We start from the raw sequence: 12140 nt of genomic DNA, 5'->3' as shown, positions 1-12140 counted from the left end.
TGGCAGAGGTGAAAACCTATGAAGCCGGCTGCGCCGGTGACCAGAATCGGCCTGCTTGACGTCAATGCATGCCCCTAGCATTAAGCCGCCCTTCCACCCTCGCCTCCATAATCCCGGGAAGCATCATCAGAATGATCGATGAAACATCTGGGGAGGCGATCCATAACCGAACCTGATCTCTAGCTCAGGCAAGCCATGCTCCCGGCATATGTGAAGGCACCCGCAGCGGACCAGGATCTTGATGAGGCTCCTCTTCCACCGGGGCCCGCCAAGTGGGTAGAAGTGCGTGATTACGCCCTGGACCAGGGCGGACCTGCGCTGCGGCCATATCCGCGATTGCCAGCCGGGTTTGCGGATATGGGGATCGGTCCTCGGCTGGCCGCCGTTGTAGGGCAGCATCCGCATAAGATCGCTATCCATGACGGCACGGACGAACTCTCATATTCGGCGTTAGGCGCCGCCGTCGAGATTCTATCGCGCCGCGTTGCGGGTGCCGTTCCCGAAGGTAGGCCGGTCGGCATCTGTCAGCCATGCTCCGTCTGGAGCATCGTCGCCATGCTCGCGACGATGGCAGCCGGACGGATTTCAATTCCGCTTAATGCGAGAGATCCCGGTCACCGGGTCAAGGAGATCATGTCAGCGGCCAAGCTCTCGGCCATGCTGGGCATGGGAGACAGGCCCCGCGACCTGACTACGGATATCCAATGGATCGATATGGGCATAAGTTCGGCCTCTGAGCGAGATCTGTTGGCGACGCCCCTTCCAGGACCCTCAGTCGACGAGCCGGCCATCGTTCTTTATACCTCGGGGAGCACAGGGCGCCCCAAGGGCATCGTTAACAGCCAGCGCAGTTTGCTGTGGCGCGTGCAACAATATGTCGAGGCCTGTCACATCAGTTCGGAGGATGTTTTCCTCCCCCTGGCGGGTCTGGCCACGATAGCCGGCTGTCGTGAGATTCTGGCGGCCATTCTTACTGGCGCCACTTTGCAGCTCGTCGAATTGGAAGCGATCGGCCTGCGCGGCGTTCGCACGAGGATGCAAGACCAGGGCACGACCGTCACGTATCTCGTGCCCGCTTTGCTTCGGACGCTGATGGCCGACGCTCCTGCCGATACATTCAGTTCGCTTAGAGTTGTCCGCGTCGGGGGTGAGAAAGTGCTTTGGACCGACATTGCCCTTCTGCGCAAAGTCGTCCAGCCGCATTGCCTCATCCAGATAGGCTATTCGTCCACGGAAACGACAGGATCGCAATGGTTCCTGCCGCCGGAGCCACCGAACGCCGAGCCCGATGTGCCGGTTGGACGCCTTTTGCCGGGGATAGCCTTCTCTGTCGTGGACGAAGCGGGATACGTCGTCCCGCCCGGTGAGGCGGGGGAGCTTGTAATCAAGAGCCCCTATGTTCTCCTTGGACATTGGGAGAATGGCGCCGTCGTCAATGTCGAAGCGGACACCGGCAATCCGCACGAGCGGATTTTTCCGACGGGCGATCTCGTGCGATTGGACAGCGATGGTCTGTTGAGGATCATCGGGCGAAAAGGCCGGCAGATAAAGATCAATGGTCGACGTATCGAGCCGGCTGAGCTGGAAAGGGTACTGCGATCCGCCCCATCGGTTCAGGACGCTGTAGCGATCGTGACTGAGGCAAGGGAACTTGTCGCATTCGCTGTGCCAAGCGATTGCGCGGGTCTGAACTTTGTGGATGACCTGCGCCAGTTGATTGCAAACGCCTTGCCCCCACCGTTGCGGCCTCTGCGGCTCCACCGGGTCGGCGAGATTCCATACCTTGGCGGCGGAAAGATCGACCTGGGCAAACTTGGCAAGATGGACCTCCTGGCCAGGAAGCCGGCTACCGTTGTCCATTCGTCAAACGCTGGTGCCGGTAACGATCCGGCAGTAGGTCCGGCGGTGCGGAAGGCATGGATGAAAGTTCTCAACACGCCAGCAGCCGTGGGCAGGTGGGACGAGGCCGGGGGAGACTCGCTGAAACTGCTGCACTGCGTGATGGAGATCGAGAATATCATCGGCCAGGAACTCGGGCTTGAGAGCTTCACAGTCGAGATGAGCGCCGACGAGATGGTCAAGGCGGTCGTGGCAGCGCAAGCAGCCGCTTCTGGCAACGTCGCGCCCGAGCACAACCCGCCGCTCCTTTTCCTGTTTCCCGGTTCTGTCGGCTACGGTCCAAGTCTTGCCGCCTTTGCCTCGGCTATGGGCAAAACAGCAAAGGTGGTTCCAATCAGGTATCCGGGCCTCCCGTTCATCCTCAGCGGGCAAAACGATCTCGCGAACATGGCAGACGCCGCGGTCCTACAAGTCAGCCGAGCTCAGCCGTCGGGACATGTCAGACTGCTGGGCCACTCGCTCGGCGGAGCGGTCGCGCTGGAAGTCGCGGTGCGCTTGCTGAAGGCGGGACGGTCCGTCAAGTTCTTCGGCATCCTCGACACAAGCCTTGAGGGCGAGCGCAGCCGCCTCTGGGATACGGTCACCCGCACAGCGCGCCGGCTCCGGTCCAACCGCATCTCGTTCCATCGCGTCGCCTGCCGCGCCCTGGCGAAGATCGCGGTCAGAATGGGTTGCGAAGCCCGTCTCGCTGGCGCGATCGACCGCTACACCGAAGGCCAGTTCAACGGAGCATGCTTCCGCATCAAGCTGGAACTGCAGGAAGTGTTGCGGGCTCAGGCGTTTTTCCGCTGGCTGGAGGAACCCAAAGCCGTGCTTCCGATCAATGGCACGCTGTTCCGCTGCGCTCGCCCGGGCATGTCCCGCGCCATCGGCTGGGATCAAGTATTTCGCGACCTGCAGGTGATTCCTATCGTCGGCACACACATCGACCTCGTCGTGGAGCCTCACGTCGCGACCAACCGTCCGCTGATCGAAAAAGCCGTCCTACAAACCTACACGACGGCCGAAACTCTGCAATTGGAGGGCCAGCCGGCGTGATCTCGGGATTTACCAGGGAAGTGCTGGCATTGGATGCCGCCGCGGAGGCGGACCGCATCGTGTCATCGACGCGTGAGCAGGTTCTGGTCACGCTTCGTCGGCGCGGCGTGGTCGTCGGGCTGTCGGGCGGCATCGACAGTTCCGTCGTCGCAGCGTTGTGCGTGCGCGCCTTCGGCAAGGACAAGGTGCTGGGGATCTTCATGCCGGAGCGCGACTCCTCCGGAGACTCGCTGAGGCTCGGGCGCGTCGTCGCGGCCCAGCTAGGCATCGACACTCTGGTTGAAGACATAGCCCCTGCGCTTGATGCCATCGGCGCCTATCGCCGGCAGATCGAAGCCATCCGCTCCGTCGTTCCGGACTATGACGAGGGTTGGAAGTGCAAGCTGGTGCTTACCTCGGTCCTGGAGAGCCAAGGCCTCAACATCACCCGTCTCACGGTTCAAGACCCCGAGGGCAATGTCAACACGGTTAGGCTCCCTATGGCGGCCTATCTGCAGATCGTTGCTGCAACCAACTACAAACAGCGCATCCGCAAGATGACCGAATACTATCACGCGGATCGCCTCGGCTACGCTGTCGCGGGAACGCCGAACCGGCTCGAATACGACCAGGGTTTCTTCGTCAAGCAAGGCGACGGCATCGCCGATGTCATGCCGATCGTGCACCTCTACAAAACCCAGGTCTATCAGCTGGCGGAATATCTCGGAGTGGACGAAGAAATCCGCCGCAGGCCACCGACCACCGACACGTTCTCCATGGCGCAAAGCCAGGAGGAGTTCTACTTCGCGCTGCCTTACCATCTGACAGATCTATGTCTCTATGGCGTCAACCATGGGTTATGCGCCGACGAGGTCGCAGCGGCTGCGGGCCTCACCGGTGGCCAGGTCGAGAAGGTCTTCAAGGACATCGAAGCCAAGCGCCGGGCAGCACGTTATCTGCACGCCCGGCCCTTGCCGGCCGTGCCGATGGATGTGGACTGACGCCTATGTGCGGGATCGCCGGAATACTGGCGCTGAACGCCACCGCCGAACCGCCTTCACGCGAAGCACTGTTGCGCATGGCTGGCGCGCTGGCGCATCGCGGTCCCGACGAACGCGGGCTGTACCGCGACAGGCGCGCAGGGTTGGCGCATGCCCGTTTATCGGTCGTCGATCTTCAGCATGGGCAGCAGCCCCTCGCCGACGCAGACGGCCCGGCGTGGATTGTTTTCAATGGCGAGATTTTCAACTATCTCGAACTGCGCGACAGGCTGTTCGCCCTTGGCCACCGGTTCTGCACCCGCAGCGATACCGAAGTCGTCCTGCATGCCTATCGGGAGTGGGGCCAGGCCGCCTTCGAGCGCATGAACGGCCAATGGGCGCTGGCAATCTGGGATCCGACTGTAGGCCGGCTGGTATTGTCGCGCGACCGCTACGGCATTTGCCCACTGCATCTTTGCGAGCATGGCGGCCGCCTGTTCTTTGCGAGCGAAGTCAAAGCGATTTTCGCGGCCGAGGCCGCAATCCCCCGCGCCTTCGATCCGGCAGGCATAGATCAGACCTTTACCATGTGGGCGGCCGTTGCTCCGCGGAACGTGTTCCAAGGCATCCGCGAACTCCCGCCCGGACATGTGCGCCTCTATGAGAAAGGTGTGGCGCGAGAATACCCGTTCTGGCAACCGCGCTTCCCGCAAACTCCTGATCAGGACCAAGGCCCATTTAGCGGCTCCTTGGACGAGGCGGTCGACGAGGTGCGGCTGGCTCTCGAAGCCGCGACGGCATTGCGAATTTTGCAGGCCGATGTGCCTGTTGGCTGCTATCTGTCCGGCGGGCTGGACAGTTCCTTGGTCGCCACACTCGGCAGACGCTTCGCCGGTGAGCGCTTCCAGACCTTTTCGCTGCGTTTTGCGGATGCCGAATATGACGAGACCGATTTCCAGCGGCTCGTTGCCGCCCACACGGGGAGCGAGCACCATGAACTGATCGTTTCGCGCAGCGACATCGCGGAGATATTCCCCGAGGTGATCCGCCACACCGAGCGGCCGATCCTCAGGACCGCCCCGGCACCGCTCTTCCTGCTGTCAAGACTGGTGCGGGAACACGGCATCAAGGTGGTGCTGACCGGGGAAGGCGCCGACGAGATGTTCGCCGGTTATGACCTGTTTCGCGAGGGCAAGGTGCGCCGCTTCTGGGGACGCCAGCCGGCTTCGACGGGGCGCGCTCGGCTGCTCGAACGGCTCTACCCTTACCTGTCGCGTTCACCGGTCCATCAGCAGGCGCTGGCCCGGCAATTCTTCGGCCGCAACATCGAGGCCCACGCCGTGGCCGGATTTGCGCATGACACGCGCTGGCGTACCACCAGCGCCATCAAACGCCTGTTCTGCCCGGATATGTGCGCCGCCTGCGAACGCCACGACGCCGTGACTGAACTGCTCTCCACGCTGCCGGCCGAATTCAAGCGCTGGAGTTTCCTCGCCCAGGACCAGTATCTGGAGATCCGGACTCTGATGTCGAGCTATCTGCTCTCCTCGCAAGGCGACAGGATGCTGATGGCCCATTCCATCGAGGGCCGGTTTCCCTTCCTGGACGATAACGTCGTCGCGTTGGCGAATGCGCTTCCGGACGCTTACAAGCTGCGGGGTCTCGACGAGAAGCACGTGCTGAAACGCGTCGCATCGCCCATCCTACCGCCGCCGGTTGTCGCCCGAAAGAAGCAACCCTATCGGGCGCCGAATGCAATGAGCTTCTTTGCCCACGCCGCGCCGGCCTACATCGGTGATGCCTTGTCCGAGACGGCAGTGCGGGCAGTCGGCGTCTTCGATCCGCAGTCGGTGAGCCGGCTGGTCGAAAAGTGCCGGGCTCGAACCGGCGGGGGCGACATGTCGAACTCCGACAACATGGCCCTGGTTGGCGTTCTGTCGACACAGCTTCTGCACCAACAATTTGTCGCAAACCGCCCCGCCGGCGCGACAAGGCGGGATCTCAGCATCGACATCGACTACGAACATCGGGAAAGGGCGCCGGCATGATCGATGGTGCCGTACCGCTGCTGCATGATTACCTGATCCACGCCGCCGGCCGGCTCGGCGGCAAGGTGGCGTTGGTTTGCAACAGGAAACGCGTCTCCTACGCCGAAATCGACGAGCGTTCCAACGGGCTCGCACAATGTCTGGTAACAGCCGGCGTGCAACGCGGCGACCGCGTGATGATCTTCGCCGACAACACGGTCGAGACGGTCGTCAGCTTCTGGGCGGTGCTGAAGGCCAACGCCGTCGTATGCATCGTCAACCCGCTCACCAAAAGCCAGAAGCTCGACTACCTTCTTAGCGATTGCCGACCGGCGGCGCTGATCACCGACCAGCATCTGCGCTCCGTGTTCGACGGGCCGGCACACAATTGTCGCTCGCTGCGCAAGATGATCGTGTCGGGGCCGATCAATGACGACCAGTTCAGCCGGCTGCCCTGCGCGATGCGCTGGGAAACAGCGGCCGAAAGAACACCAGCCGCACCGGAACGCAAATCGATCGACATCGACCTCGCCGCGATCATCTATACGTCGGGGTCCACAGGTGAGCCCAAAGGCGTGATGCTGACGCATCGCAACATGACCGCGGCATGCACGTCGATAGCGTCATATCTGGAGCTTCGCGAAGATGACGTGATCCTCAACGTTCTGCCCCTCGCCTTCGACTACGGCCTCTATCAGATGCTGATGGCGTTCCGCACCGGAGCTCGGCTCGTCCTCGAACGCTCTTTCGCCTTTCCGGCGCAGATTCTACAGATCATCAAGGACGAGAAGATTACAGGCTTCCCTGGGGTTCCGACCATCTTCGCATCGCTTGCGGAGCTAAAATCGCTGAGGGATCACGACTTTTCGAGCATCCGCTATGTAACCAATACCGCGGCTGCCCTGCCGCTCAAGCACATCGCCATGCTGAGGGATCTGTTTGCGGGCGCCCGCATCTATTCGATGTACGGCCTCACCGAGTGCAAGCGCTGCACCTACCTGCCGCCGGAAGATTTGAAGCGAAAACCGCTGAGCGTGGGGATCGCGATCCCCAACACGGAAATGTGGATCGTCGACGAGAACGACAGGCGCGTCGAGCCCGGGACTGTCGGCCAGCTTGTTATCCGCGGCGCGACGGTGATGAAGGGCTACTGGGGCAAACCGGAGGCGACCGCCAGGAAGCTCAAACCCGGTCCCGTGCCGGGCGAGCAGGTGCTCTACACAGGAGACTACTGCCGAATGGACGCGGACGGCTATCTCTACTTCGTCGGTCGCGGTGACGAGATCATAAAATCCCGGGGCGAGAAAGTTGCCCCGAAGGAAGTCGAAAACGTCCTGGTGAATATTCCAGGCGTCAAGGAGGCTGCGGTGGTCGGTGTCCCTGACGAGCTTCTGGGCCAGGCGGTGAAGGCCTTCGTCGTTGTCGAGCAGGGAAGGGTTATCGGCGAGAAGCAGCTACAGTTGGAATGCCAGAAGCAGCTTGAAAACTTCATGGTCCCGAAGTCCATCGTCATCGTACCCAGCCTGCCGATGACCGACACGGGGAAACTCAAGAAGGCAGCTCTTTCCTAGCGCTTATTGGACGGCGCGGACCGTATTTTCCTTTTTGCCGGAGGTGGATTGATGGATTCGATTTTGGTGACGAAGCCCGCGGGCGACATTTATACAAAACAAATCCGGGATTTCCTGGCATCGAACTTCTACATCGCCGACGTCAAATCCCTCAGCACGACGGAATCGCTGCTCGACCAGGGCATCGTCGATTCCACCGGCGTGCTCGAGATCATCGGCTTCATCGAGGAGACCTTTGGCATTATCGTCGAAGACAGTGAACTCTTGCCGGAGAACCTCGACTCCATCCAGGGAATAGCGCACTTCATCGCGCGCAAGAGAGGATGAAATCCGAGCTGCGGGTTGCTCAGGCCTGCGGCTTTGCGCATCCGAGCACGACGCGCGGCTCGCCGGCTAGGTTGCTGATGACGCGGATATTGTCGTAGCCCTTGCTGCGCTCCAGCAGGCTTGCGACCTGGCGATCCTGACCCAGGCCGACCTCGAACAGGAGGGCGCCACCGGGCCGCAGATAGCGGTGGGCATCTTTCACTACCCGCATATGGATAGCGATGCCGTAGGGCCCGGCCGCGAAAGCCTCGCGCGGCTCGAGAGCGACCAGATGAGAGCTGTCGCCCTCAAGCCGTTTTTCCGAAATGTAAGGCGGATTGCATACGATAACGTCGATCGTGCCTTGCGGCACCACGGTGGAAAGAGCCTCGAACAAATCGCCCTGCAGCACCGAAACCCGGTCGGCTAGCCCATGGTGGACGACATTCCGGCGCGCCACCTCGACACATGCATCGGTAAGATCGCTTGCCCATACCCGCGCCGTCTGGAGCTGATGGGCGATAGCGCAGGCAAGATTGCCGGCGCCGCAGCACATATCGACAACGCGCGGAGCCGGCAGGTTCATTTGATGCAAGACGTCGACGGCAGTCGAGCCTAACAGCTCCGTCTCCGGCCTCGGGACAAGCGCGCCGGATGCAACAAGCATCTCCACTCCCATGAAGGTCGCGCTACCTTTGCTATAGGCGTCAGCGACATCGACATCTTTGCTCAAGGCTTGCCTCCACAACGAGATCGGGCGCTCGCCGGACGACGCAGAAGCACGAAGCTTATGCTATTGTGCCGCTGCACTCTCCAATTCGTTGCTGAATCTGACTTCGATCGTATCTCCCGGCGCCACCTCGGCGTCCTCGCCGGAAACCTGCTTGCGCCATTGCCCATCGACGTTGCGGACGATCGTCATCTGAGCTCGAACGGTTTCGCCGGCGATTGAAAGCGGCGCGGCGGTTGCACCGAGTGGCTGCAACTTCTGGCTTGCTGCGCGAAGCCTGGTGCCGATGTCGGCCAGCCGAACCTCGGCATCCCGCAATTCGTTCAGCAAAGCGATGCGCCTTTGGTTCTCGTTGCGCTCGAGCTGCCTGGCAAAATCATCCTGCTGGCGCCGTGTTCTCATGAGCTCGACCGATGTTTCCAGCGCCCGGCTGGACGAAAGCAGGACGGCGCGCCGCACGTCGGCGAGCCTGTTATTCGTCAGGTTGCCAGCCTTGAACAGCTTGGTGACCTGCTCCAGGTCCTCTTCGTCAGCCTTTACCCCATCCGATTCATCTTGCGCGCGCTTCATGAGCGCTTCGATCTGCGCTGCGGCATCTTTGGCGCCTTTTTCGACAAAGCTCTGCTCTTGCCGAAAATTGCCGAGGGAAAGCTTGAGCGCCTCCGCTTCGGCCTTCGCTATCCCCGCGGCGAGCGAAGGGGAAAGCGGCGATCCTTGCGGAGGCTGCATGTCGAAGCTTTCCTGCTTGTCGAGCTCCGCGCGCAGGCGCGCGCTGTGCAAGTAGTCCCTGGTGTATTCTCCCCAGATCATCTCATAGTCGCGCCGCAGATCCGTCGGATCCGGGCCCGGCTGGTTGGCCCGCGCCCGCAACAGGCTGAAGCCGCCGGCCACAGCGATCGCCTGTCGCACGGTCATGAGCGGACGATAGGCCTGCTGTCCGGGGGTGAGCACATCGCCGGTTACATAGACGGGACGATATTCGGCAATGACGGCCGTCACGTCGCTCGGTCTGACAACCGCCATCTGTTCACGGCCATCGGGCATGCGGATATGAAAGATCTTGGTCGGCAGAATCGCCTGCATGCGGGTCTGCAATTCGGGAGGAGTCAGGCCGCCGACTGAAACCGTGCCGGCTTCAGGCAGCGCGATTGTGCCATCGATCTGGACAACCGCGCGCTGCGTTCGGTTGGGAATGGATATTATTCCGATTTCGACCGTGTCTCCTGGTGAAATCCGATACGCTGATGAGGGATCGGCCGCCACGGCCACAGGCAGAGTGCTGAGCAGAGCAAGAACCGCAAGGAAGAGTCGGCTAAGGTTGACCATTCGCAACAAGCTCCTTCGGGTCGTGTTGTTTGGGCCAGTCAAGACGGGTCACGAACTCGTAAACTGGCCCGCCAGGCACGCCCCAATTGCTTGACCAAATTACCTGCGAGCCATCCGGAGAAGGCGAGGCATGTGTTTCGCTCCAATAATCGAATGGAACATTTCGTGTCTGCGCAATGCGTCGGACGGCGCCGCTGCCGTCGATCCGAAGCGCAATGACCTCGCGTGCATAGGGAGCCCAGGTTGGATTGGCCGAAACCTCATCCGGGTCGCCCCCATAGCTTACGAATGCCCACCCGGGCCTGTTTAGTGCGCGGGTTGACGCATGCTCGGCCTCGCCGAACGCGGTAAGGGAAGTGACTTTCCCGTCCGACAGCCTTCGTTTGACTATGTGATACTTGTCTGGATCTGATTTGCTGATCCCAACGAAAACCTCGCTTCCGTCGTCGTCGAGTGTCATGTCGCCGTGACCGGGCCGATGATGGTCCGTCCATCTCTGACGCAGAGTGCCGTCAACGGCAAAAATGACTCTTTGTTCGGTGCCGTCAATCTGGTTTGGAGAACACAGAATTGTCGTTCCGAGTGGAGAAATCGTACAGGAACTGGTCGTCCCGGGAACTTGAGCAAGGTCGATGTCCGGGAATTTCAACCGTTGATTTAGATCATAGGCAAAAACAACGTCTTTGCCGTCCTTGCTGATTGCGCGGACCGCGATCCGGCTGCCGTCCCGGCTGGGATTGCCTTTTGATGGCCCAAATCTCAGATCGTGATACGCCGCTGAGATGAACAGGATTTCTTCCTCATTCGTTCGTGGCGCCCAGGTCGAAATCGTCCGGCCTTGAACGCAGATCATCAGGTCGGGATTTCGGGGGTGCCACTCACATTCCCCTCCTCTGTTGCGACTAAACAGCGCCACATAGGTGTGCCCGTCGAGAAAGCACATTCCGTTGCAACCGTTGTCGAGGAGGAGCAATGTCTGGTCCGCGTTCCAGGCTTGGGCGCTCGAATAGCGATGGCTGCAATGTTTAGGCCCGCAGACGACACCATTTCCGAGAGCCCCGGGCTTGGTGATCCGAACGAAGCTTGTGCCAAATGCCGGGTCGGTCGCGGGATGACGATAATCAGGCAAAGCCATCGCCACCGGCGCCACGAAGCCGGTGGATGTGTTGCTTCCTTGACCGCCGGCCGTCCGAAGACTTAGGAGCGCCGCAACGCAAACCAGCAGTAGAGCAGCAAGCGCGGGAAGCCTCATGTCATGTAGCCCATCTCATGACGTACAAGGCCCTGACGGAGGCGTGCCCGCCACCACGCGATGGTCTGGCTCAAGCCCTCGCGCAGACTGGTCTGTGCCCTCCATCCCGTCGCGGCCTCAAGCCGGGATGAATTTGCCAGCAGAGCCCGCACCTCGGAATTTTGCGGCCGCAGCCGCCCCTCGTCGCGATGGACCGGCTTGTTGGACCCGCTCAGCTCCAGTACAAGGTCCAGCACGTCCGATATCGTCACGGCCTGCTGGCTTCCGGCATTATAGGCACGCCCGTATTCCAGCTCGGCAGAGCCTGCACTGAGGAACGCCGCCGCGGTGTCTTCAACGAAGGTAAGGTCGCGGACCGGGCTGGTGTCACCCACCATGATGGCTGGACATTTCGGATCGAGGGCCTGCCTGATGATCGTCGGCACGATTGCCCGTTCGCTTTGCCGCGGTCCGAATGTGTTGAACGGACGAAGCACCACGACGGGCATATGAAACGATCGAGCGTAGGACTCCGCCATCATGTCGGCCCCGATCTTGGAGGCCGAATATGGCGATTGCCCCTGCAACGGATGGGATTCACTGATCGGCATGCTTAGAGCGGTGCCGTAGACCTCGCTGGTCGAGGTATGCACCACACGCTCCGTATCCCACTGGCGAGCCGCTTCGAGAACATTCACCGTGCCCATGACGTTGGTTGCTACATAGGATTCGACGGCTGTGTAAGAGTACGGAATAGCAATCAGCGCCGCGAGATGAAACACGACGGCTTGGCCACGAACGATCCTGTTGAGGAACGCACTGTCACGAACGTCGCCGCGGACGCGCTTTAGCTGGCTTCGGATCTCGTCCGGCAGATCATCCAGCCACCCATGGCTGTCGAAAGAATTGTAGAGAGCTAGGCCCGTCACATCGGCACCGGCGCGAACCAAGGCTTCGGTCAGGTGCGATCCTATGAACCCATCCGCGCCGGTGACCAGAACTCTTTTGCCCTTATAGGTCATGACCAGACAAGTCCTGCACCGCCTTGACCCT

9 protein-coding genes are annotated in these 12140 nt (G+C 61.1%); 5 read left to right on the top strand and 4 right to left on the bottom strand.

Features of this window, described 5'->3' with window-relative positions:
* Positions 1-195: 195 nt before the first annotated feature.
* The 5 genes from AC0L2L_RS29275 to AC0L2L_RS29255 are packed head-to-tail and all read left to right on the top strand — an operon-like array spanning position 196 to position 7821.
* A complete protein-coding gene (locus AC0L2L_RS29275) occupies positions 196-2937 on the top strand; it encodes an AMP-binding protein (protein WP_473583343.1) in 2742 nt (913 codons plus the stop codon).
* Between the two features lie 20 nt (positions 2938-2957).
* Positions 2958-3917, top strand: coding sequence for an NAD(+) synthase (gene nadE, locus AC0L2L_RS29270; RefSeq protein WP_473583349.1), 960 nt, complete (start codon positions 2958-2960; stop codon positions 3915-3917).
* A gap of 5 nt (positions 3918-3922) precedes the next feature.
* Entirely contained in the window at positions 3923-5944 is a 2022-nt protein-coding gene (gene asnB / locus AC0L2L_RS29265) for an asparagine synthase (glutamine-hydrolyzing) (protein ID WP_473583342.1), read from the top strand.
* Positions 5941-7494 (top strand): class I adenylate-forming enzyme family protein, encoded by a 1554-nt coding sequence (locus AC0L2L_RS29260; protein ID WP_473583341.1) that lies wholly within the window; start codon positions 5941-5943, stop codon positions 7492-7494. Before asnB ends, AC0L2L_RS29260 begins: the two co-directional genes overlap by 4 nt.
* Positions 7495-7545: 51 nt before the next feature.
* Complete coding sequence (locus tag AC0L2L_RS29255; RefSeq protein WP_473583340.1) at positions 7546-7821, top strand: acyl carrier protein; 276 nt, start codon at positions 7546-7548, stop codon at positions 7819-7821.
* 19 nt (positions 7822-7840) lie between these two features.
* On the opposite strand, the gene AC0L2L_RS29250 is transcribed toward AC0L2L_RS29255, so the two are convergent.
* The 4 genes from AC0L2L_RS29250 to AC0L2L_RS29235 are packed head-to-tail and all read right to left on the bottom strand — an operon-like array spanning position 7841 to position 12109.
* Complete coding sequence (locus AC0L2L_RS29250; RefSeq protein ID WP_473583339.1) at positions 7841-8533, bottom strand: N5-glutamine methyltransferase family protein; 693 nt, start codon at positions 8531-8533, stop codon at positions 7841-7843.
* A gap of 60 nt (positions 8534-8593) precedes the next feature.
* Complete coding sequence (locus AC0L2L_RS29245; protein WP_473583338.1) at positions 8594-9856, bottom strand: polysaccharide biosynthesis/export family protein; 1263 nt, start codon at positions 9854-9856, stop codon at positions 8594-8596.
* Complete coding sequence (locus tag AC0L2L_RS29240; RefSeq protein WP_473583337.1) at positions 9843-11108, bottom strand: hypothetical protein; 1266 nt, start codon at positions 11106-11108, stop codon at positions 9843-9845. Before AC0L2L_RS29240 ends, AC0L2L_RS29245 begins: the two co-directional genes overlap by 14 nt.
* On the bottom strand, positions 11105-12109 hold the full coding sequence (locus tag AC0L2L_RS29235; protein ID WP_473583336.1) for an SDR family NAD(P)-dependent oxidoreductase: 1005 nt from the start codon (positions 12107-12109) through the stop codon (positions 11105-11107). The genes AC0L2L_RS29240 and AC0L2L_RS29235 overlap by 4 nt, the downstream gene beginning before the upstream one ends.
* Between the last annotated feature and the right edge of the window lie 31 nt (positions 12110-12140).

The sequence above is a fragment of the Mesorhizobium sp. WSM4832 genome (genome assembly GCF_055811115.1).
Note: the sequence above shows the minus strand (reverse complement) of the source record. Positions and strands in the feature narration are given on the sequence as shown.

Bases quoted from the DNA above. Each gene is read 5' to 3' on its own strand.
- AC0L2L_RS29275 (WP_473583343.1), top strand. From the start codon at position 196: ATGCTCCCGGCATATGTGAAGGCACCCGCAGCGGACCAGGATCTTGAT.
- asnB (WP_473583342.1), top strand. From the start codon at position 3,923: ATGTGCGGGATCGCCGGAATACTGGCGCTGAACGCCACCGCCGAACCG.
- AC0L2L_RS29260 (WP_473583341.1), top strand. From the start codon at position 5,941: ATGATCGATGGTGCCGTACCGCTGCTGCATGATTACCTGATCCACGCC.
- AC0L2L_RS29255 (WP_473583340.1), top strand. From the start codon at position 7,546: ATGGATTCGATTTTGGTGACGAAGCCCGCGGGCGACATTTATACAAAA.
- AC0L2L_RS29245 (WP_473583338.1), bottom strand. From the start codon at position 9,856: ATGGTCAACCTTAGCCGACTCTTCCTTGCGGTTCTTGCTCTGCTCAGC.
- AC0L2L_RS29240 (WP_473583337.1), bottom strand. From the start codon at position 11,108: ATGAGGCTTCCCGCGCTTGCTGCTCTACTGCTGGTTTGCGTTGCGGCG.
- AC0L2L_RS29235 (WP_473583336.1), bottom strand. From the start codon at position 12,109: ATGACCTATAAGGGCAAAAGAGTTCTGGTCACCGGCGCGGATGGGTTC.